The organism is Bartonella sp. MU70NMGDW (genome assembly GCF_042194085.1).
In the GTDB taxonomy this organism is placed as follows: Bacteria; Pseudomonadota; Alphaproteobacteria; order Rhizobiales; family Rhizobiaceae; genus Bartonella; species Bartonella grahamii.
In genome coordinates, this window is record NZ_JBHIMK010000026.1 from 1 (window position 1) to 23,767 (window position 23,767).

Below are 23,767 nucleotides of genomic sequence, written 5' to 3' on the forward strand. Positions count from 1 at the left end.
TGCATTAGAATTGTTCACGCCAGAAAGCGGGAATAAAAAGGACGAATATTGTTATGATTTCAAGGCGTCCAGCTAACATTAGAAAACTTAAAATCCATAAAGCATTATCGTTGATTGTAGAGAAATTACCAGTGGGGCCAATAATATCTCCAAAGCCTGGACCAACATTTGAAAGTGCGGTTAAGACTCCCGTAAAGGCAGAGGTAAAGTCAAGACCGGTTGTAAGCAAAAGTGCAGTGCCGATAACGAGGCAAAACATATAAAGACAAACAAAAAACAAAACGGCTTGAGCAACATCGTTTGATATATTTGAGTGATCGTAGCGGGCCTTTACAACGACATTAGGAGAAAGAAGTTTTTCTATATTTGTTTGTGTAATACGCCAAAGAATAATGAGGCGATTGATTTTCATGCCACCAGAAGTAGAACCAGCACATCCGCCTGTAAAAGAAACAATGAAGAAAATTCCAAGCGCAAACGGTCCCCAAAGTTGATAATCTTCAGCGCTGTAACCTGTGGTGCTAATAATGGATGAAAGGTGAAAAATGACATCAAGGAAAATCAAGTGGAACGCGCGATGATCATAAAACCGTAGCCATGCCGCTAAAGCAAAGCTGAAAAGGAGAACGATATGGAGAAAAACAATCACTTGTGGGTCAAGGAAGCGTTTGGAGTGTCCAGGAAGGACTAATTTAACATAAAGTACGAAGGGCAAAGCAGAAAGCAACATGAAGATTGTTGAAATAATTAAGATGGCTGGTGTATCAGAAAAATAACCAAAAGAAGCATCATGCGTTGAAAAACCAGCTGTTGCGACTGTACTCATTGCATGGTTAATGGCATCAAATAAATTCATGCCTGCAGCAAAATAAGAAAGCATACAAGCCAATGTTAACCCAACATAAGCGATGATAATTCCGTTAGCAATTTGGTTGATGCGAGGCAATATTTTTTCAGATTTATCAGATGATTCCATATGAAAAAGTCGTACGCCACCCACACGCAGTGAAGGCAAAAGTAAGAGGGCTAAACCGATAAAACCAATACCCCCAATCCAGCATATAAGAGAACGCCATAACAAAATACTTCGCGATAAATTATCAAGATCAGAAAGGACTGTGGAGCCTGTTGTTGTAATTCCAGAAACAGATTCAAAAATCGCTCCTGCTAGAGAAATGGGAAGAGGAGAAAGATAAAGAGGTAAGGCACCTACGATACTTCCTGTTAGCCAAAGGCAAACAGTGAGCATAAAGCCAAGCCGTGCTGAAAAACGACAAGTAGCTCCCTTAGTTGCTAAAAGAATCAGCGTTGCTAACATGGTGGTTATGGCACAAGAATAGAGAAAGGTTATCCAATTACGATTGTTGTCGTGCAGATCCACAAAAATTGGCAAAAGCATTGCTCCTGCCATGATTAACGCAAACCGTGCACAAACATTGATAATAAACTGAAAAATGACCGTTCCCTATCTTTGTATCTCTTTTTATTATGGTTTTGTGCTCATAAGAATTTACGTTTTCCTCTTCATAGGATAAAGATTAATTCTTAACATTAGCATGCCTTGATGAAATTTGTAATCAGACCTTTTCATAAAACTTGAAAATAAAGTATGTATAACATAATTGGAGTTCTTGAAAAATATTTTTTTAAAAGGCTGCATTCCGTTATCATTTATAGAATAATTAAGTTATAATAAAGTGAAGGGGATTTAATGGTACAATCACATATTCGTCTGCTGATTATTGGCTCAGGTCCGGCTGGTTATACAGCGGCGATCTATGCAGCAAGAGCAATGCTTAAGCCGGTTTTGGTGACGGGCTTGCAGCAGGGTGGACAATTGACAATTACAACTGATGTTGAGAATTATCCAGGTTTTACAGATCCCATTCAAGGACCGTGGTTGATGGAACAAATGGCGAAACAAGCTGAGAATATGGGGACAAAAATTTTCTATGATACAATTATAAAGGCTGATTTGTTGAAGTATCCTTTTGTTTTATATGGGGATTCAGGAACACAATATTCTTGTGATTCCCTGATTATTGCAACAGGAGCTCAAGCGCGCTGGCTTGGTTTAGAAAGTGAACAGACCTTTATGGGCGGTGGTGTGTCCGCTTGTGCTACATGTGATGGCTTTTTTTACCGTGATAAGGACGTTATTGTCGTGGGAGGAGGAAATACCGCTGTTGAAGAAGCACTTTATTTATCGCATTTGGCTAAAAGTGTAAGCGTGGTTCACAGGCGGGGGCAGTTTCGGGCAGAAAAAATTTTACAAGATAGGTTGCTTGCTTGCAAGAACGTACGTATCATTTGGGATCATGTGGTGGAAGAAATTGTGGGGCTGCCTGCACAGGGGGCAGTGGGCGCTGTTGTAACAGGGGCACGTCTAAAAAATGTTAAGACAGGTCACGAGATGACAGTGAATGCAGAGGGAATATTTATTGCTATTGGGCATGATCCTGCTGTTTCTCTGTTTGAAGGACAGCTGAAACAAAAACGAGGCGGCTATTTATGGACAGCACCGGACTCAACAGCAACAAGCATTGCTGGTGTTTTTGCTGCTGGGGATGTAACAGATGAAATATTCCGCCAAGCTGTAACAGCTGCAGGAAGAGGATGTATGGCAGCGTTGGAAGCAGAACGGTTTTTGGATATACCTAAGCGTTAGTAATTCATTGAGAACATAAAGAATCTAGAGGTAGAATTAATTGTGGCGCCACCGTTGGATTGGGATAAGTTAAGGGTTTTTCACGCTGCAGCAGAAGCGGGATCTTTTACGCATGCTGCTCAAAAACTTCATTTATCTCAATCAGCAGTTTCACGACAGGTTTCGGCTTTAGAACAAGAGGTTGGGGTATCCTTATTTCAACGTCATGCGCGTGGTTTGATTCTTACAGAACAGGGAGAAACTCTTTATCGTACAGCTCATGATGTTTTGATGAAGCTTGAAAGTGTACGTTTGCAATTAAGTGAAAGCTATGCAAAACCAACGGGGCACTTGCGTGTGACCTCGACCTTTGGAATGGGGGCAGGGTGGATTGCAGAGCGTATGCCAGAATTTCTTAGTCTTTATCCTGATATGCAGGTTCAGCTTTTGCTTTCCGATGAAGAGCTTGATTTGACAATGTGTCATGCGGATTGTGCTGTTCGCTTACATCAACCCCAACAACCTGATCTTATACAAAGAAAACTCTTTACAATTCATATGCATGTTTATGCTTCGGAAAAGTATATTGCAAATTATGGAAAGCCGGAAAAATTGTCTGATCTCGATGAGCATCGTATTATTTCGTTCGGTGAACCTGTCCCACCTTATTTGTCTGGTTTAAATTGGTTGGAAAAGGCTGGTAGAAGTGATGGATCATTGCGCGTTTCAGTTCTACAAATCAACAATATTATCTCAATAAAGAATGCGCTTATGCGTGATCTTGGGATTGCTGTGCTGCCTGATTATATCGTCAATAATGATGAGCATTTGGTGCGTCTTTTTCCTGATATGGTTGATATTCCTTCGTTTGATACTTTTTTTTGTTATCCTTATAATTTAAAGAATTTGGCAAGATTAAATGCTTTTCGAGATTATATTTTTTTAAAAGCCCGTCAGTGGTCTTTTTAATGTTAATGCCTTAATTTATAAGGAATAATTAACTGTTCTATAACTTGAGACTCCCTAATATTATTTCGTTTCAAATTTGCCTATATTGAATCAATTAAAACTATTCGTTGCATATTAAAAGTGGGGGGAGTCCGTGTGGAGAAATACTTTTGGAAAAAGGGATAAATGTTTTTTATGAATACTAGCGAATGTGAGAGTTATTATATATTGAAAACTGGACAATCGTGTGATGGTGTAGCTTACATTTTTATATTTAATTAAAAAGAATGGTACATGATGGAGACAAATTTAAAGCTATGTGTTTATTGCATAGCAGATACGCTTAAGTCTTTATTGTACTTTTTCTTATAAGATGACATAGAATACTATCTCTTGATTATGTTGCCTCCCAGTGCATTTTCTTGAGTGTTCCCTTACGAAGATCTATCAGATTGATTTTATCTCTGAGGATTTTCCAAATTTGCCGGACAGATGTCCGGCTTTTTTTTATTTTTGAAAGAGCTCCTAGAAATTGCAATATATGGGAGGATGATAAGGAAAAAATTTCGAAATTTGTAGATATCCAACATTTTTTTAAGAATACTACAATTCAATAAGGAGTTTGAGAGAGATTTATCATGTTGTAGCATAAAAGTCTGTCTTTTAGGGACGTGATATAAAATATTTAAAACTTTATACATGAAGTGCTTTTTATTAGAGTGTGAGGTGAATATTTAAGGCAGGTTTTGTTCATAAAGCCTATGAAGTAAATCAAGTCGTTATTAGATAGAACTTAAAGGAAACTGGATTGTTTACATAACGACGGGAGGTGGCTTCTTCTTCATTTTAGGACCAAGAAGAAGCCGAGAAATAAAAAAGATTTGATTGTAAGGGCTCTTGATTATAAGGGCAATTGTATTTAAAAGTTCTCGATCTTTTTTAGAGTTATAAATTGAATGGAGAAAGCAGAAAAGGTTTTTCATCTTTCATGATAATAAACCGATTCATTTATTTGATCGCTAGATTTTTTTGATCTTTATCTACACGTGTTTATTCATGGATATTTTTACTGAATCGATTGATTCAGGTCATGATACAGTTTCCGATATTTTCTCGCCTATACTGACATTCGGCAAAAAAACGATCACAAGAGATGGTATTAAAAATTTTAAATTAAACTGTTGCAAAAGCACTGTATACGTATACAAGCTTCTTCAAGTAATTCTTCTGATGTTGCATAAGAAATACGAAAAGCTGATCCAAGTCCAAAAGCAGATCCTTGGACGACAGCAACAGCTTCTGTTTCTAGAAGCGCTATGGCAAAGTCTTCATCATTCGTAATACATTGACCGTTGGGTGTTTTCTTTCCAATAAGTCCTGTGCAAGAAGGATAAACATAAAAAGCACCTTCGGGCGTTGGACAGTGAATGCCAGGAGCTTGGTTGAGCATGGAAACAACGAGATCACGGCGTTCTTGAAAAATACTTTTATTTTTAGCGATAAAGTCTTGTGGTCCATTGAGAGCTTCAACAGCAGCCCATTGTGAAATGACACTTGTTCCAGATGTTTGCTGACCTTGAATGGTATCCATAGCTTTAATTAACTCTTGTGGTCCGCCTGCATAGCCGATTCTCCACCCCGTCATCGCATAGGCTTTGGAAACACCATTCATTGTAAGTGTACGCTCATAAAGCGCTGGTTCTACTTGAGCTGGAGTAACAAAGGTAAAACCCTCATATGTGAGATGTTCATATATATCATCGGAAAGAATATAAACATGAGGATATTTTACTAAAACATCTGTGAGTTTTTTCAATTCATTATGTGTATAAGCGGCACCTGATGGATTTGAAGGAGAGTTAAAGATGAACCATTTGGTTTTGGGGGTAATGGCAGCTTCTAGCTCTTGTGGTTGGAGTTTATAAGAAAATTCGGCTTTTGTTTCTAAAAAGACAGGCGTACCATCGTTGAGTGCGACCATTTCTGGATAACTTACCCAATAAGGAGATGGAATGATGACTTCATCCCCTTTATTTAAAGTTGCCATCAATGCATTAAAGAGAATCTGTTTACCACCGGTTCCAACAATAATTTGCTCTGGTTCATAATTGAGATTATTTTCTCTTTTAAACTTTGCAGAAATTGCTTGGCGCAATTCTGGAATTCCAGATATGGGAGGGTATTTTGTTTCTCCTCTTCGAATAGCTTCAATGGCCGCGTTTTTGATGTTGTCTGGGGTATCAAAGTCTGGCTCTCCAGCGCTTAAAGCAATAACGTTGCGCCCTAATGTTCTTAAATGACGGGCTTTTTGGGAAGCAGCAATTGTTGCAGAAGGTTTGATACGAGACAGTTTGTCGGCAATAAAAGCCATAATTTTAAATCCTTATATTATATCAACAAATGGTTATTGCTTTAAGGATATTCTATAAGAGATTATATTGTATGCAATAAAAAACTTCCAAAATACTCTTACACGGGCTTTATATTCATCTTTTTTGAGATTTTTACAAGATAATCTCTTCGTAGATTTTATGAAAGTTTTTGAGGAAGTATAAGGGAGGTTTGATAAATTGTGCAAAGGAGATAAGCAGCCTTTTATGTTAACAAGATAAAATGATGCTTCATACAAAATAAAAAAAATCTTCGTCGTTACAGACGAAGATTTTTAAATAAAATATTGCAGAACTTAAACCTTAAAGAGCTGCAAGATTGCCAGCGGCAAATTTTCCTGAACGACGATCTTGAAGAACATCATAGGAAATTTTTTGCCCTTCATTAAGACTGTTTAGACCAGAACGCTCGACGGCAGAAATGTGTACAAATACATCTGCACTACCATCACTAGGCTGAATAAATCCGAAACCTTTTGTTGTATTAAACCACTTAACTGTTCCTGTAGACATAGGAAACTCCTTAGAATATATAATTATATTGAGTATTGAAGCTTTCATTCCTTCAATACGGTTGTAGATCGAAATTAGGTGGGAGAAGTTTCGTCAAAAGTGCAGATCGCACAGGAAAGAAAGTCACGTAACCGAAAATTCGATGAAACCTCTATAAAAGTCTTTAGAACAAAAAGCAAGTCTTAATCAAATTTTATATAAAGAAAAAATAAGAAAACAGTGTACATTTTGCTGAGTAGAGAAAATTCAACTGAAATAACTTTGTAGTGAACGTACTTCAAGGCGCCTTTTTTTGAGTACTTTGATCGCTTCTACGACGGCTTCGGCTCCAGCTATTGTTGTATAATAGGGAACATTTTGCATGAGTGCTGCATAACGTAATGATTTTGAGTCTGAGATGGCACTGGCAGTGCTAGTTGTATTAAAAATCAATTGAATTTGGCGATTACGAATAGCATCTTCAATATGGGGGTGTCCCTCTAGAACTTTGTTGATTTTTGTTGCTTCAACGTGGTGTTCTGTGAGAAATTTTTGTGTTCCACTTGTGGCGACAACAGAAAAGCCAAGCTCAGTTAAACGTTTTACAGGATTTAAGATGCGTTTTTTATCTTCATCTCTTACAGAAACGAACAAAGTTCCCTCTTTAGGGAGTTTTACACCAGCTCCAAGTTGGGCTTTAGCAAAAGCAAGCGAAAATTCATAGTCAAGTCCCATAACTTCACCGGTTGAACGCATTTCTGGACCAAGAAGTGTATCAACACCTGAAAAACGAGCAAAAGGAAACACTGCTTCCTTGACGGCAATATGTTGTTTTTTCTGCAAAGAAGGTAATCCACCATAAGCTTGAAGAGCATCATGAAGTGTTTCTCCTGCCATAATACGTGCAGCCATTTTAGCAATAGGGCGACCAATCGTTTTTGCAACAAATGGGACAGTACGTGAAGCACGGGGATTGACTTCTAAGACATAAATGGTATCACCTTTTATAGCATATTGTACATTCATTAAGCCGCGAACATGAAGTGCTTGTGCTAATGCTTTGGTTTGGCGCTCTAATTCAGTAACTATTTTATTTGAGAGCGTACGGACTGGTAAAGAACATGCTGAATCACCAGAGTGGATACCAGCTTCTTCAATGTGTTCCATAATACCAACAATCAGTGTTTCTTTGCCATCACATAGACAATCAACGTCTACTTCAATTGCTTCTGTTAAATAGGTATCAAAGAGAAGCGGATTTTTACCAAGCAATATATTGATTTGTCCTGTTGTGTCGTTAGGATAACGGACTTTGATATCTTCTGAAATTAATTCAGGGACACTCTCAAGTAAATAATTTTGTAAGCTACGTTCATCACGGATAATTTGCATAGCACGTCCTCCTAAAACATAAGAGGGACGTACAACCAATGGAAAGCCTAGTTCGTGGGCAATGAGGCGTGCTTGTTCGATGGAGTGAGCAATACCATTTTGAGGTTGTGTTAAGTTAAGTTTAAATAATAGTTTTTGAAAGCGATCTCTATCTTCTGCTAAGTCGATAGCGTCAGGTGAAGTACCCAAGATAGGAATGTTGTGTTTTTCTAGAGCGCTTGCCAATTTCAAGGGTGTTTGTCCGCCAAATTGAACGATGACTCCAACCAAATCTCCTTTTTCCTGTTCTGCTTCTAAAATAGCGATAACATCTTCTGTTGTTAAAGATTCAAAGTAAAGACGATCAGAGGTATCATAGTCGGTTGAAACTGTTTCAGGATTACAGTTAATCATAATCGCTTCAAAGCCTGCATCACGCAGTGCAAAAGCAGCGTGGCAGCAACAGTAATCAAATTCAATACCTTGCCCAATGCGGTTTGGTCCACCGCCTAAAATAGCAATTTTTTTGCGTTCAGAAACGTGTGCTTCCGAGTGCTCTACACCTGCAAAGGGAACTTCATATGTTGAATACATATAGGCTGTAGGAGAAGAAAATTCAGCGGCACAAGTGTCAATCCGTTTGAAGACGTGTTTAACATTCAGTGATTTGCGTAAAGCTGCGATATAATCGGGTTCTTTTCCAGTAAGGGAGGCTAATCGCGCATCTGAAAATCCCATAGCTTTTAACATACGTAAGTTATCTGAGTCTTGGGGTAATCCATGAACGCGGATACGCTGCTCCATTTCAATGATGGAGGCTATTTGTTCTAAAAACCATGGATCAATTTTGCTAATTTGGTGAATCTCATTTAAGGGTAAGCCTGTGCGCATGGCTTGAGCAATGTAGCGTAGACGATCAGGGCTTGGTATTGCAATGGCGGAGCGTATAGAACTTTTTTCATCACCTTCAGCATGCTCTGGAATAACAATTTCATCAAGACCCGTAAGTCCTGTTTCAAGTCCACGGAGTGCTTTTTGTAACGATTCTTGAAAAGTGCGTCCAATTGCCATGACTTCTCCTACAGATTTCATCGCAGTTGTGAGGACAGGTGATGAACCGGGAAATTTTTCGAAAGCAAAACGAGGAATTTTTGTTACAATATAGTCAATAGAAGGTTCAAATGATGCTGGTGTTGCACCACCCGTGATATCATTTTTTAATTCATCAAGAGTATAACCAACAGCCAGTTTGGCCGCTACTTTGGCAATGGGAAACCCCGTTGCTTTTGAGGCAAGCGCTGAAGAGCGAGAAACACGCGGATTCATTTCAATAACAATGAGGCGCCCATTTTCAGGATTGACAGCAAACTGTACATTGGATCCCCCCGTTTCAACACCAATTTCGCGCAAAACAGCAATCGAAGCATTACGCATACATTGATATTCTTTATCGGTTAAGGTGAGAGCAGGTGCTACAGTGATCGAATCACCGGTATGAATCCCCATTGGATCAATGTTTTCAATAGAACAAACGATGATACAGTTGTCGTTCTTATCACGAACAACTTCCATCTCATATTCTTTCCACCCTAAAACACTTTCTTCAATTAAAACTTCTGTTGTTGGTGAAGCTTCAAGCCCACGTTCAATAATTTCATAGAATTCAGAGCGGTTATAAGCGATTCCACCACCGGTTCCACCAAGGGTAAATGAAGGACGAATAATAGCTGGAAGTCCAATAACATCAAGAGCTTGAACTGCTTTTGCTGTTGCATGGGCGATATAATGTTGTTTGCGATCAGTTTCGGTATGTCGCCAGTTGCGCTCAAGTTCTTCGAGTGCTTTGTCAAGTGCAGCACCAGAAAGTTTTGCTTTAAGTTCAGCACGCGTTTTTGCGTGCTGTCGGCGATTTTCTTCTTTTAGTTCTGTTGCATTGGCTAACATAGAGCGTGGCGTTTCCAAACCGATTTTTGCCATCGCTTGGCGGAATAAAGCACGATCTTCAGCTTTATCAATAGCATCAGCATTGGCCCCTATCATTTCAACATGATAGCGGTCTAAAATACCCATACGCTTTAATGATAAAGCAGTGTTGAGAGCTGTTTGTCCTCCCATAGTGGGCAAAAGGGCATCGGGACGTTCGTGGGCAATAATTTTGGCAACTATTTCAGGAGTAATGGGCTCTATATAAGTTGCATCAGCTAGATCTGGATCTGTCATGATCGTGGCAGGATTAGAGTTTACCAAAATAATTCGATAACCTTCTTCTTTTAATGCTTTACAGGCTTGAGTGCCTGAATAATCAAATTCACATGCCTGACCAATGATAATAGGTCCTGCTCCGATGATAAGAATAGATTTTATATCTGTGCGTTTGGGCATGGCTTTTTCCTATGACAAATATCTGTGCGCGATTGTTGCGGGTAAAATATTTCAGTTCTGAGGCTACAGTCATTTTATAAGTTAAGTGACAAAGAAAGTAAGCACTAAAATACCTTTTCCATGCTTTTTTTCATAAAATTAAAGATAAATTTCTTTTTTGAGCTGAGTCATCTCGTCAGTATATCAAAAGTATGATCTTTGATAAAAAATAATAATAGTGCTCCAACAAATTAGAATATTTAAGCATACTGTGGAGAATAAAAAGCCGGAACATCTTTCCAATCCATTGCCGGCATATTTTGTGTTTTATGACGTTGTTTGCCTAAAGAGGACGCGCGCTTTTTCTGTTGCTTGTAAAACATAAGCTATTATTTATGGTTCGATGAGATTTCGTAAAATGAAATGGGAAGTTTATCTTGTTAATCCGTAAAATACTACCGTTTAGAGCTCTAATATAAGGTATGAAAATTTACCACATTAAGGTGTTTTTTGTTAGAGTATATGATAGAATTCAGGGCAGGATTTGTTTGTAGAGAGCTTGTGAAATAAACCATATGAAATGGTCTCAGTTGGAATCTGTTAGATAAAAAGCAAGATTGTTGATAGATCTTTTCTGGTTGAAGTTTCCGTTTTAGGGTAGGAAGGAAGTCAATCGATGTATGTTTCCATTTCATAAAAGGGCGAGAGTGTATTTTAATACAATGGCTAAGGAGATAATTTCAGAATGATTTTGTTTGTTGTTAAAAGATAGTGAATACTCTCTCTTTACTTTATGGATGATGTTCAAAACTTTTTAAAATATTTAAAAATATAAAGAAGGCTAAAATGCTGAACATTTCCCAAACGAGAATATTCTGTTTGAAAGATGTATCAATAGGAAAGCTTTTGGTGGCTAGGTCTCAAAAAGGGATTTGTTATATAGCGTTAGGAGACACTATAGAGCAATTATTACAGGGGTTTACGATACGCTTTGGTGATGCACAACAAGTTGTAGGTGACAATACATTTAAGAGAGAAGTTGCCCATATTATAGCCATGATAGAAACACCTAAGTTGGTCAAAAAATATAATTTTCCCTTAGATATAAATGGTACAGTTTTTCAACGACAAGTATGGGCAGTATTATGTGATATACCATGTGGTGAAACAATTTCATATGAAGTCTTAGCGTGCCGTATTGGTATACCGAACGCTTTTCGTGCCGTTGCTAATGCGTGTGCACGTAACGAATTGGCTGTTATCATTCCTTGTCATCGTGTTGTGCGTAAAAATGGTTTTATTTCAGGGTATCGTTGGGGATCCAAACGGAAACAGATTTTGCTACAACGAGAACAAAATGGAGGAATTTAATTTTGTGTGATGGGCATTATAATCGTTACAGTTGTCCCTTTCATTTCTTTTGAGGTAATTTCAAGTTTTCCTTTGTGGAGTTCTAGCAAGGAGCGTGAAATGGCTAAGCCAAGACCTGAGCCCGTGTGAGATTTAGTAAGCTGATTTTCAACTTGTTCAAAAGGTTGCCCAAGTTTTTTAATTGCTGATTGGGGAATACCAACACCTGTATCTGTAATTTTAAAAATAAGGCTGTTTTTTTTCTTGAAAGCGCAAACATCAATATTTCCGCCAGAAGGCGTAAATTTAACGGCATTAGAGATGAGATTAAGGAAAATCTGTTTCATAGCACGACCATCAACTTCAGCATGAAGTTCTGGCGTAATGTTTGTTGTAACAACAATATTTTTTTCTTGAGCTTGAGGCGTTAATGTCCGTACTGCTTCACTAATGATGGGCTCAAGATCGGTATTTTTACAATCAAGCGTAAATCTTCCAGCTTCAATTTTTGACATATCAAGGATGTCATTGATAAGGGTTAGAAGATGGGTTCCTGAATTGTAAATATCATGCATATATTCCTTATAGCGTTGTGAACCAAGAGGGCCAAAAGTCGATTGTAACATGATATCTGAAAAGCCTAGAATAGCGTTAAGTGGAGTGCGCAATTCATGGGACATATTAGCCAAAAACTCTGATTTAGCTTTGTTAGCACTTTCAGCACGCTCTTTTTCTGCCTTGAGACTTTTATTAAGTTTTTCAACTTCTGAGGCACGTTGTTGAGCACTTCCTCGAGCACGTTTGAGTTCTTGAATGAAAGAAAAAAGACGCCTTTCACTGTCTTCAAATTTTTCCTGTTGTTGTTTAAGCTCAGAAATGTCAGTACCAATACAAACCAATCCTCCGTCTTGGGTTCGCCGTTCGTTAATTTTGAGCCAACAACCATCTGCCGTTTGGCGAATACTGGTTAAGTTACCAGTACCATCATCTTTAAGGGGATATTCACTGAGTGCAGGGCGTGCCATGGCTTCGACGGTTGCACGTTGGATACCTGATTGTAGAATTTGTTTAGGAATAGCGGCATATTCGCAAAATTTGCTGTTGGACATGACTAAACGTCCTTCAGCATCCCACAAGACGAAAGATTCTGAAATATTTTCAATCGCATCACGGATACGAAGGTCGGCTTGCGCTGTTTGTTCAGCCAATTGTTGCTGTTCACTAATATCGAAGGAAATACCAACCAAATGGGGTTCTTCTTCTTCAGTAACTTCAGCACGAATACGCATCCAGACATAATGGCCATCGGCATGACGCATGGGAACGTTAATATCGATATGCTTTTTTTTACCACTCATTAATTCCTGAGCAAGATCAAAAAAATTCGCATCATTTGGATTGATAATGGCGCTAATTTGGGAAATTGAGAGCAATGCATCCTGAGGGATATAGCCGAGCATTTCGTACATTGCTCGTGACCAGTAGACGCGTCCACTTGCCATATTCCAATCCCATAGTCCACAGCGTCCACGCATCATTGCCATATCAATACGGTTTTGAATTTTTTCTGAAACAAGATCCGTTTTGCGTGCTCGTACAATTTGGTTGTAATAAGCATAAAGAAGAGCGAGGATAACGCCACTAGTTCCAATGAACAGAGTTATATTTAACGAGAGAATTTTCCGCCATTCCATGGCGCTATCTTGCATCTTTTCGCTAATGAATACGCCATATTGCCCATTTTCTGTTTGGTGAAATGAAGCAAGAGCAGGGGCATCTTTTCCTATTGTGATTTTCATAATTCCAATGTGCTGACCAAGAGATTGTAAAGCAATGCTGTCAGAGATAAAATCTTGCAAAGGTTTACCTAAAGCAATCTCTGAACTAGATGAAGCTAAGACATTTCCCTTTTGATCAATAATGGCGATCAGAGTGCTAGGATTAATAAGCTCTTGATTACGAAAAGTGGTGAGGATATTTTGTAAATGACTATGAGAAAGGGTAGAGACTTTTCCTTTCTGAGAAACAGCCAGTAAGTCATGATTAATTGTATTGGTAATATGAGAAGCTAAGAGAGTGATGGTAGAACGCGTGTTTTTATCAATCGTGTTACGCCAATCATAGAGTGATACAAAACGAATTGATGCAAGTACAATAAGAAATGCTACAATGACAAATGGAAGTGAGCGACGCAACCAAGGCTCAATAAAGAGAAGCTTTTGATAGGCAGAGCCAGAAAGCAGATGAATACGTTTTTTCTGCGCTTTATGACTTGGAGCGCTCGATTTTGAATCAGCATACACCTCCGTTGGCGCATGATATGCGTCCAATTTAGCCATTTCCAGTTCCTTTAATTATGGAATAATGTGATTTAAAAACTGCTTCGATATTCATAGTAACCCCATCGAGTGCAATGAATCAAAACAGGAGTCTTCTGTCCAGTCTTTTTTTTAAAAAAAATAATTTTACTTCTATGAATTTGGAATATGAAAAGGAAAAGGCACTTTAAACATGATCTATAAACAGGCTTAGATTGCCTGTTTATAGATTTAATGATGATCGAATAGTCTGTAGAATTTATTTAAAAAATATTATAGAATATTGATTTAAAATAATTTTTTCGTTTCAAGTGAGCAGACGGTTGATGATATCAGCGACATCACTTGATAACTTTGGTGCAGCAGCAATCATTTTTAATTCAGTTTCAAGTTTTTGTTGTCGAATGGGTTCTAATTGTCGCCAAGAGCGCATCGTTGTTAATAATCGTGAAGCGAGCTGTGGATTTTTTTTGTCAATTTCCAAAATAATTTGGCAAAGAAAATGATAAGACGCTCCATCCATCCTGTTAAAGCCCGTGAGATTGTTAGAGGCAAAGACACCGATTAGGGAACGCACACGATTGGGATTATCTTTTGAAAAGAGCGGGTGTTGCATGAGCTTTTGAACATTCTCGAGCGTTGATGCCCCTGCAACCATTGCTTGAATGGAGAACCATTTATCCATGACCAAAGGATCATGGTGATAGCGGTTTTCAAAATCATTTAAGGCATTTTGCGCCTGCTCACTTTCATTAAAACGCTTCACGAGAACAGCGATACTAGCCATACGGTCAGTCATATTATCAGCTGTTGCATATTGTGTGGCAGCACGATTTGGATTGGCCTCAGTAATGGAAAGATAATCCAGTATTATATTCTTTAATGCTCGCTTTCCAGCTTGTACAGTGTTTGGTGAATAGGGCTCTTTAGTTTGCATTTGCCCATAAAATTTTGTGAAGAGCCCTTGATGTGTATGCGCGAGCGAAGCTAAAAACTGATTGCGCACATGATGAATACGCTCTGGATCAATATTTTTACCAAGTGTGTGGGCAAGTTCAACTTCGCTCGGTAAACTTAAACAAAATGCACGAAACTCAGGTTCAAGACTTTCATCTGTAACGATAGCTTCAATCAATTTTATCAAAGCAGAGGGCATACCCTCTTTTGCTTTTGTTTCATCTTGAATGCTTTGAATCAAAGCTTGCGTCATTAAATGATTAAGAGATTGCCAGCGATTGATGTGATTGTCATCATGTTGTGCAAGAAAAATAAGTTCGCTTTCATTGAATGGAGTTTGTAGATTGATTGGTGCAGAGAAGTCTCTAAGCAGTGATAAAACAGGTTTTTCACGCAGACCCTTTAATGTAAACGTTTGGTTTTCCTTGGATAAAAGCATAACGTTTGATTGAATATCTGTATCCGCTTCATAGGTGAGGTTTTCTCCATTAGGTCCTAACAAGCCAAATAATATAGGGATAAGCATGGGCTTTTTTGTATTTTGTTGTGGGGTTGCCGGAATATGTTGCTTTGCATGAATTGTTAAAACACCATCGCTATAATGACTATCGATTTCTACATTTGGTGTTCCAGCTTGTTCATACCACAACATGAATTGGGAAAAGTCTTGACCAGATACTTCAGCAAAACAGGCGATAAAATCTTCAATTGTACAAGCTTGTCCATCATGACGTTGAAAATAAAGATCAGTACCTTTACGAAATAGAGAGGGTCCTAAAATAGTCCGTATCATGCGAACAACTTCGGCACCTTTTTCATAAACAGTTGTGGTGTAAAAATTATTAATTTGGCTATATTGACGAGGACGTACAGGATGCGCAAGAGGTCCTGCATCTTCTGCAAATTGCGTCGCTTTTAATGCTTTTACATTTTCAATTCGTTGTAGGCTGCGTACATTTTGATCTGATGAAAATTCCTGATCACGATAAACAGTGAATCCTTCTTTTAAACAGAGTTGAAACCAATCGCGACAGGTAATACGATTACCGCTCCAATTATGGAAATATTCATGTGCAATGACACGTTCAACATTTCTATAATCCTGATCGGTTGCTGTTTCAGGATCTGCCAGAACATATTTATCATTAAAAACGTTAAGTCCCTTGTTTTCCATTGCTCCCATGTTAAAGTCGGACACTGCAACAATATTGAAAATATCAAGATCATATTCGCGCCCAAAACATTGTTCATCCCAACGCATGGAACGTTTAAGAGCATCCATTGCATAGGTTGCGCGTTTGGTTTTTCCTTTTTCCACATAGATACCAAGCTCGATACGTCGTCCAGATACAGTTGTAAAATGATCTTCTAACTTATCAAGATCTCCACCTACTAAAGCAAAGAGATAGGATGGTTTGGGATAAGGATCTTCCCAAATGGCAAAATGGCGATTATTCTCTAAAGTTCCTGTTTCCACCAGATTACCATTTGAAAGCAAGATTGGGATTGTTTGGGAATCTGCCTCAATTTTCACTCTATAGGTAGAAAGAACATCTGGGCGGTCGTAAAAATAAGTAATACGACGAAAACCTTCCGATTCGCATTGTGTGCAATAAACACCATTTGAAAGATAAAGGCCCATAAGTTGGCGGTTGCTTTCAGGATTCAGTTCCGTAACCAATTTCAATGTAAAAGGAGCTGCTGGTGGCGTTGTAATTTCTAAACGTGAAGGCGTCACTTTATAAGTGTTTGGGGCTAATGTCTCATCATTAATAGAAACGGAAATTAAAGTAAGATCATCACCAGAAAGAACAAGAGGTGTTAATTCTTTTGTATTGTGACGGGACTCAATAGACAATATGGCTGTAACATAGGTTTTTGTTGGTGCCAATTGGAAGGAAAGTTGTGTTTTAGGAATAACGTAAGGGGTTGGCTGGTAGTCTTCCAAACGATAAATAGGTGTTGTTGGCTGTTCCATAGTTTTTCCCATTCATATTTTAAGAGTTAAAGAAGGTTTTTAATTTTAGAGTCAAAGAAGATTAAAGAATTACAAAAGGCTATCGAGGCGATTTTTTACTTCTAAGAAGTCTATCCATGTAAGTTTTTTTTGACTAGGGGTTCGGAGAAGGTAGGCAGGGTGGAAAGTTGGCATAACAGGTATTTTTATATTATCCTCACTTTCATAAATATGCCATTTCCCTCGTGTTCGGATAATCCCATTTTGAGATCCCGTAAGGAGCTGTGCAGCAATGCCTCCCAGTGCTATAAGTACACGAGGACGCGCTAGATAAATGTGCCGTTCAATAAAAGGGCGGCACAAGGCGACTTCTCTTGGTGTTGGTGTACGATTTCCTGGTGGACGCCAAGGAATAGTGTTGGCAATGTAAACATTATTCCTTGTTAAGCCAATTGATGCGAGGATTTTATTAAGCAACATTCCTGCTTTTCCCACAAAAGGAATTCCTTGTATATCCTCTTCTCGTCCTGGTGCTTCGCCTATAAGCATCAGGGGGCTTCCTGCTGTTCCATCTGAAAAGCAGGTATTTTTTGCTGTCAATTTTAGTGAACAGCCATTAAATGCAAGGAGAGCAGATTTTAATTCATCAAGTGTTTTTGCATTGTTTGCACTCTCTATAGCTGTGGGTTCATTTTGTATAGCCCCCCTAGAGTTATGCAGCGGACGATGATCTGATTTTACGGTGGGAGATGTTTTGGGAGATGTTTGTTGATTATGAGAAATGTTCACGACAGATATTAATTTGCTCTCTGAACAAGCAGACTGCTTAAAACGATTAATAGGGAAATCTGTCAGAACAGCATCCGCACCACTTTCTTTATAAAAGTTTAAGAGTTCTTCATAGGAAATTGAGCACGGCGTTTGATTTAACATTTTATTTTTTCTAATGATCTAGCAACTATAGATCAAACAAAATTATCCTTCAAGTTTTATAAATGTATTCGCTAGCCATTAATGTACAAGAACGCTGATAGGATTCTCTCTTTTCACAAAAAAGGCAAATCGTAAAATGCGAGTGTTCGCGATTATATACATCTTTAAATGTACAATTTGTTTAAATTACGCTATTTTAAATTTTTAAACAGACTAAGTTCTTTATAATAAAAGAATTCTCTACTGAATGCAAGTGGTATGATAACATTTTTGATCATTATATTCTATATTTAATAATTAATGAAAGTTACTTTTATAGTATTTTATTTATAAAATTAAGTATATTTTTTATTATTATATTATTTTTAATAATTTTTATTAAAAATATTAAATATATTAATGAGATATATAAATATTACTTTTATATGAAAAAATACTAAGACTTTACAAACTGTTTTTACAATGGTTTAAAAGTAATGTGTGGGTATATGCTTTTGCTTTTTTTACCGCTTCAGTCATAGATTCATTTAACGCCAAATGCGCAGCAATAGCGCTTGAGAGAATGCAACCTGTTCCTCGCATTGTTCCTTTTAAACGTGGCGTAGAAATATTTATGACTTCAGTTTTGTCAAAGAAGCTATCAATTGCAAGAGGACCCTCTGCATGTCCCCCTTTTACTAAAATAGATTGAGCTCCCAATGACAAAAGTTTTTTTGCTTGTTGTATTGCTTGCTCATCATAAGATGCCAATGGACTTTGGCTAAGAAGAGCAAGTTCTTCTCTATTCGGTGTTAAAAGAGTAACATGAGAAAGCAGTTTATCGATCATCGTGTCGATGATTGTTTCCGTTGTTAGTTTTCCTCCTGATGAAGCGACAAGTACGGGGTCCAAAATAACTGGGATATGGGGATAGTCTTTGAGTACGTTACAGATTGCTTCTATAATTGCTTTTGTCCCCATCATACCGATTTTTATTGCGCTTATTGGATTTGCTTCTAGGGCAGCACGCATTTGCGCAGCGACGAGGTCTTCACGCATTGGAATGATTTCGGCAACGCGATTATCATCTTGTACGTTAACACAAGTGATTGCTAAATTTGCTTTTATTTGAAAATGTGCAGCGGTTTCTATATCACGAACAATACCGGCACCTCCTGTTGGATCTGTGCCTGCAACAATAAGAATGGAAGGTATCAACGCCATATTTGTGTCACTTTTATCCACTGTTGGACACGCTCTTCAGGTTTTTTATGGAGGATAATATCAGTCACAACAGCAGCACTATTTGCTCCCGCTTTTAAAACACCAACTGCGCGTTCTGGTGTTAAACCACCAATGCCCACCAAAGGTAAAGCACCAATCCGCTTTCTCCATTGTTTGATTTTTTCTAGTCCTTGCGGCATCCATTTCATTTTTTTTAAGATTGTCGGATAAATAGGACCAAGTGCAATATATTCAGGATTAACAGAGAGTGCGATATCCAATTCATGTTCATCGTGTGTACTAAGACCAACTTTTATACCACTTTTACGAATTGCGTGAAGATCAGCATTGCTTAGATCTTCTTGTCCCAGATGAATAAAATTGCACTTTTCATCAATTGCTATTTCCCAATGATCATTAATAATTAATTGTGCTCCCAATTTATTGCATATGTTTTTTGCGCGCTTGATATGTTGACGGATTATTTGTTGATTTTCATGTTTCATACGCAATTGTACGAGCTTGATGCCAAGAGGGAGCAAACGTTCAACCCAATCAGCGTTATCAACGATGAGGTAAAATGGATCCAGTTTCATGAAAATACTGCTTTTCCAATGACTGGCGTTGAAGGGACTGCCACATTGCGTGCTTCGATCATGCCAGCTTTATATCCCATACGTCCTGCTTGAACAGCTTTAGAAAATGCTTCAGCCATTAAGACAGGATCACCTGCTTTAGCAACTGCGGTATTAAGCAGTACTGCATCGTAACCGAGTTCCATCGCAATGGCGGCATGTGATGGGCGTCCAATGCCGGCATCAATAACAAGAGTAGCATCCGGAAGGTAAGCACGGATAGAACGCAATCCATCAGTATTATGAGGTCCTTTGGCAGAACCAATAGGAGCACACCAAGGCATAATAACACGGCAACCAATGTCAAAAAGTTTTTCAGCAACAATGAGATCATCCGTTGTGTAAGCAAAAATTTTGAAACCTTCATTGTTTAAAATTTGAGCTGCTTCGATTAAGGAAAAAATATTTGGCTGTAAGGTATCTGAATTACCGATAATTTCGAGTTTAATCCAAGCTGTTTTAAAAAGATCTCTTGCTAATTGGGCTGTGGTTACGGCCTCTTTAACAGTATAACAACCAGCAGTATTAGGAAGCACTTTTACCCCAAGTCCTTGAAGAAATTGCCAAAATTGTCCACCTTGTTTTCCACCTGCAGTTTCACGGCGCAAGGAAACAGTTACAATTTCCGTATTCGATTTATGAATAGCATCACGAAGGATTGCTGGTGAAGGATATTGCGCTGTACCTAATAGAAGACGGGAAGAGAATTGTCGTCCATAAAGATTCAGCATAATTTTAGCCTCCTTGCATTGGGCTTAAAATTTCAATTTTATCTCCTTCATGCAAGACAAATTGGCTTCGTGCATCTATGGGAACAACTTCAGCGTTAACAGCAGTTGCAAGCCAATTTCCTTCATACCCCAATTCTTCAAGCAAGAGACCGAGAGTCATAACTTCTGTTTGGACTGTTTCACCATTAACAAATATTTGCATGCTTTATTCCAATGCCAATTCCATTGCTCGTTTTGCCATTTCTGGAGACAACAGAAAACCATGTCTATAAAATCCATTAATAGAAATAAAGTTACCATCTTTATGCACAGAAGGGAAGTTATTAGGATAACATGGACGAACACCAACGCCAGATTCAATAATTTCTGCTTCAGCAAAAGCAGGATGTAAAGTATAAGCCGCGTTGAGCAGTTCCATCATTGATCTCACTGAGATTGCACCATCAAAGTCACTTTCAATCATCGTTGCACCAATCATAAAAATATTATCTTGTCGAGGTACAATGTAGAGAGGAAACCGTGGATGAAGAAGACGAATTGGACGCGAAATTTTAATATCGGTGCAGCGCACGAGAAGCATTTCGCCGCGTACGCCCCGTATATTTTTATCTTTTCCTAAACGTGCTATTCCTGTCGCATCAATAACAATATCAAAATTTGTTTCAGCCGTCTCTACATCAACAAAACACGCTCCATTGTTGAGAAGCTTTTCTTTTAAAGCCATAAGTGCTTTGCGAGGATCAATATGGGCTTCATTTTCATAAAAGAGTGCACAGTTAAAACGTTCCGCAAGATCTGGTTCAAGATGAGCTATCTCTATATTATCTATGGTTTTGTGATTATGCGTGCGTCCAGAAAACCGTTCAAGCTCTCCTCTATCTCGTGTAGGTGCAACCACTAAAGTGCCTTTTTGTATGACAAGGTTGGGAAGCGTTTTACGCCACCACTGTATAGCTTGTATACCAAGATCTTCAACAATCTGTTCCGCATTTTCTCTCTCACAGTAAGGTGCGAGCATTCCTCCTGCATACCAACTAGCACTTCCTATAGGAGAATGAGGGGGAGCCGATATAGTAACAGAAACACCTTTTTGCTGTAATATAAAGGCAACGGTTAGTCCTCCTACACCTGCACCTTTGATAAGAATGTTCTTCAACTGTTTACTTTCTTTTTTTGAGGAGAAATGATTTCCATATAAAGATCACCATTTTTTTGATATTTTTCGGCCATGGCGATCATACCTTCCCCTTTTGTTTTTCTTATTGCTGCTGCCTCACGAATATCATGAGAAATACGCATAGAACAGAATTTTGGTCCACACATGGAACAAAAATGTACCAATTTATGGGCTTCTTTAGGCATTGTTTCATCATGAAAGGCACAGGCTGTTTCCGGATCAAGAGAAAGGTTGAATTGATCATGCCATCTAAAATCAAATCGTGCACGCGAAAGAGCATTATCGCGCAATTGTGCTCTAGGCAAACCTTTGGCAAGGTCAGCGGCATGAGCAGCAATTTTATAAGTGATCACACCAGTTTTTACGTCATTTCTATCGGGGAGTCCTAGGTGTTCTTTAGGTGTTACATAACACAACATAGCTGTTCCAAACCATCCAATCATAGCGGCACCAATTGCTGATGTAATATGATCATAACCAGGAGCAATGTCGGTTGTAAGAGGTCCCAAAGTATAAAAAGGCGCCTCATGACAGAGATCTAATTGTTGCTCCATATTTTCTTTAATTTTGTGCATTGGGACATGCCCAGGACCTTCAATCATAACCTGTACATCTTTTTTCCAAGCAATTTTTGTCAATTCTCCCAAAGTTTTAAGCTCTGCAAATTGGGCTTCATCATTGGCATCGGCAATAGAGCCAGGGCGCAATCCATCCCCCAAGGAAAGAGAGATGTCATACGTGCGTGCAATATCACAAATTTCATCAAAATGTTCATAAAGAAAACTTTCTTTGTGATGCTGCAAGCACCATTTTGCCATAATAGAACCACCTCGTGAAACAATACCTGTTACCCGATCAACGGTCAAAGGGATAAAAGGTAATCTTAATCCCGCATGAATGGTAAAATAATCAACACCTTGCTCTGCTTGCTCAATAAGAGTATCACGGAAAATATCCCATGTTAGGTTTTCGGCAATACCCTGTACTTTTTCGAGTGCTTGATAAAGTGGAACAGTTCCAATAGGAACAGGGGCATTTCGAATAATCCACTCACGAATATTATGAATATTTCGACCTGTTGAGAGATCCATAACTGTATCTGCTCCCCAGCGAATGGCCCAAACCATTTTATCAACTTCTTCTTCCATAGATGAAGTCACTGCTGAATTGCCAATATTAGCATTAATTTTAACACGAAAATTACGCCCAATAATCATGGGTTCGCACTCTGGATGATTAATGTTTTGTGGAATAATGGCGCGTCCACAAGCAATTTCATTGCGAACAAATTCGGCAGTATAAATTTCTGGTATTGATCCAGAAAATGTTTCATTTGATGGTACATTTTGCTGTTCTTTTACTGCTAATCCTTCATTTTCTCGTATAGCCACATATTCCATTTCTTCGGTAATAATGCCTGCGCGCGCGTAAGCCATTTGTGTAATTGCTTTGCCATTTTTTGCTCGTAAAATGGGACGTTTTTGTTTAAAGGTTGGTGTAAGGTTTTTATCAGAAGCCAATCCATTATCTTCAGGTTTAACTAATCGTGCAGGATAAGTTTCAGTATCATCCCGCTTAGAGAGCCAAGGCAAGCTAATTGCTGGCAAGCCTTTTGTAATATCAATGATCATATCTTTATCTGTGTAGGGGCCAGAAGTATCGTAAACTTTTAAAGGTTTCTCACCACTGCCATCAGTCAGTGAAATTTCACGCAATGGTACGCGCACATCAGAAAAGATAGGACTTTGTTGATAAATTTTGCGTGAAGCGGGAAAGGGGTTACAACTGATTGATGGAGTATTTTTCTGCACAAACTTTTTCCTTATAGATACAGAGTTCAAAAATAGGTTGCGATGTTAATGGAGATATATTCAAATTATCAATTACGAGCATTCGGATGAATAGAAATAGTATTTGCTTTATAGCAAAGCAAACCGAATAAAGCTCAAGAAAATTTATTTTGAAAAATTGATACAATATCTATTCTAATATTTGCATGCCTCCTCCCATTTAAAGTATTTTTTTAATACGAATATGGTTGGCTTAAATATCTATATTGTCAATCATAAAAATATATTTAAATGATTTTGGTGTGTTTTTTAAGAGTGAAAATAGATATTATGAAGTGATAAACTATGATACTGAAGCTTTTATAAACAAGAATAAAGTTAAAAACGGATTATCAAGGAAAAATTAGATAGTTTATAGCTCTGATCGAGATTTTTTTCATATTAAAATAATAACTCAGAATACCATAAGATTCTTTCATCATACATCTTTTCATATAAAATCACTTC

16 protein-coding genes are annotated in these 23,767 nt (G+C 38.2%); 3 read left to right on the forward strand and 13 right to left on the reverse strand.

The window, feature by feature from the left end:
* Nucleotides 1-4 precede the first annotated feature (4 nt).
* Nucleotides 5-1,399 carry a TrkH family potassium uptake protein gene (locus ACFIKE_RS04085; protein ID WP_375625807.1) on the reverse strand — a complete coding sequence of 465 codons (1,395 nt, stop codon included), beginning with the start codon at nucleotides 1,397-1,399 and terminating at the stop codon, nucleotides 5-7.
* A 312-nt stretch (nucleotides 1,400-1,711) separates the two neighbouring features.
* Here ACFIKE_RS04085 and trxB point away from each other — a divergent pair, with 312 nt between their 5' ends.
* Nucleotides 1,712-2,668, forward strand: coding sequence for a thioredoxin-disulfide reductase (gene trxB / locus ACFIKE_RS04090; RefSeq protein ID WP_375648462.1), 957 nt, complete (start codon nucleotides 1,712-1,714; stop codon nucleotides 2,666-2,668).
* A 42-nt stretch (nucleotides 2,669-2,710) separates the two neighbouring features.
* A complete protein-coding gene (locus tag ACFIKE_RS04095) occupies nucleotides 2,711-3,616 on the forward strand; it encodes a LysR family transcriptional regulator (protein ID WP_012754906.1) in 906 nt (301 codons plus the stop codon).
* Between the two features lie 1,147 nt (nucleotides 3,617-4,763).
* Here ACFIKE_RS04095 and ACFIKE_RS04100 read toward each other — a convergent pair.
* The 3 genes from ACFIKE_RS04100 to carB form a co-directional block, all read right to left on the reverse strand.
* The gene (locus tag ACFIKE_RS04100) at nucleotides 4,764-5,966 is read right to left on the reverse strand and encodes a pyridoxal phosphate-dependent aminotransferase (RefSeq protein ID WP_375648463.1); all 1,203 of its coding nucleotides are present in this window, start codon (nucleotides 5,964-5,966) and stop codon (nucleotides 4,764-4,766) included.
* Nucleotides 5,967-6,288: 322 nt separating this feature from the next.
* The gene (locus ACFIKE_RS04105) at nucleotides 6,289-6,498 is read right to left on the reverse strand and encodes a cold-shock protein (protein ID WP_012754908.1); all 210 of its coding nucleotides are present in this window, start codon (nucleotides 6,496-6,498) and stop codon (nucleotides 6,289-6,291) included.
* A 246-nt stretch (nucleotides 6,499-6,744) separates the two neighbouring features.
* Entirely contained in the window at nucleotides 6,745-10,230 is a 3,486-nt protein-coding gene (gene carB / locus ACFIKE_RS04110) for a carbamoyl-phosphate synthase large subunit (RefSeq protein WP_375625815.1), read from the reverse strand.
* A gap of 825 nt (nucleotides 10,231-11,055) precedes the next feature.
* Between carB and ACFIKE_RS04115 the strand changes: the two genes are divergently transcribed.
* A complete protein-coding gene (locus ACFIKE_RS04115; RefSeq protein WP_375625817.1) occupies nucleotides 11,056-11,580 on the forward strand; it encodes a methylated-DNA--[protein]-cysteine S-methyltransferase in 525 nt (174 codons plus the stop codon).
* On the opposite strand, the gene ACFIKE_RS04120 is transcribed toward ACFIKE_RS04115, so the two are convergent.
* From ACFIKE_RS04120 to thiC, 9 genes are all read right to left on the reverse strand, one after another.
* On the reverse strand, nucleotides 11,577-13,898 hold the full coding sequence (locus ACFIKE_RS04120) for an ATP-binding protein (protein ID WP_375625819.1): 2,322 nt from the start codon (nucleotides 13,896-13,898) through the stop codon (nucleotides 11,577-11,579). The genes ACFIKE_RS04115 and ACFIKE_RS04120 overlap by 4 nt on opposite strands.
* Nucleotides 13,899-14,184: 286 nt before the next feature.
* Nucleotides 14,185-16,812 (reverse strand): aminopeptidase N, encoded by a 2,628-nt coding sequence (pepN, locus tag ACFIKE_RS04125; protein ID WP_375625056.1) that lies wholly within the window; start codon nucleotides 16,810-16,812, stop codon nucleotides 14,185-14,187.
* 69 nt (nucleotides 16,813-16,881) lie between these two features.
* Entirely contained in the window at nucleotides 16,882-17,724 is an 843-nt protein-coding gene (locus ACFIKE_RS04130; protein WP_273788417.1) for a uracil-DNA glycosylase family protein, read from the reverse strand.
* Between the two features lie 444 nt (nucleotides 17,725-18,168).
* Nucleotides 18,169-18,927 carry a hydroxymethylpyrimidine/phosphomethylpyrimidine kinase gene (locus ACFIKE_RS04135; RefSeq protein ID WP_375625187.1) on the reverse strand — a complete coding sequence of 253 codons (759 nt, stop codon included), beginning with the start codon at nucleotides 18,925-18,927 and terminating at the stop codon, nucleotides 18,169-18,171.
* Entirely contained in the window at nucleotides 18,918-19,523 is a 606-nt protein-coding gene (locus ACFIKE_RS04140; RefSeq protein ID WP_375625055.1) for a thiamine phosphate synthase, read from the reverse strand. The genes ACFIKE_RS04135 and ACFIKE_RS04140 overlap by 10 nt, the downstream gene beginning before the upstream one ends.
* The gene (locus ACFIKE_RS04145; protein ID WP_375625054.1) at nucleotides 19,520-20,293 is read right to left on the reverse strand and encodes a thiazole synthase; all 774 of its coding nucleotides are present in this window, start codon (nucleotides 20,291-20,293) and stop codon (nucleotides 19,520-19,522) included. Before ACFIKE_RS04145 ends, ACFIKE_RS04140 begins: the two co-directional genes overlap by 4 nt.
* Nucleotides 20,294-20,297: 4 nt before the next feature.
* Complete coding sequence (gene thiS, locus ACFIKE_RS04150) at nucleotides 20,298-20,495, reverse strand: sulfur carrier protein ThiS (protein WP_273791115.1); 198 nt, start codon at nucleotides 20,493-20,495, stop codon at nucleotides 20,298-20,300.
* A 3-nt stretch (nucleotides 20,496-20,498) separates the two neighbouring features.
* Nucleotides 20,499-21,449 carry an FAD-dependent oxidoreductase gene (locus ACFIKE_RS04155; RefSeq protein ID WP_375625826.1) on the reverse strand — a complete coding sequence of 317 codons (951 nt, stop codon included), beginning with the start codon at nucleotides 21,447-21,449 and terminating at the stop codon, nucleotides 20,499-20,501.
* Nucleotides 21,446-23,281: a phosphomethylpyrimidine synthase ThiC gene (thiC, locus tag ACFIKE_RS04160; RefSeq protein ID WP_375648464.1), complete on the reverse strand. Its 1,836-nt coding sequence runs from the start codon at nucleotides 23,279-23,281 to the stop codon at nucleotides 21,446-21,448. The genes ACFIKE_RS04155 and thiC overlap by 4 nt, the downstream gene beginning before the upstream one ends.
* Between the last annotated feature and the right edge of the window lie 486 nt (nucleotides 23,282-23,767).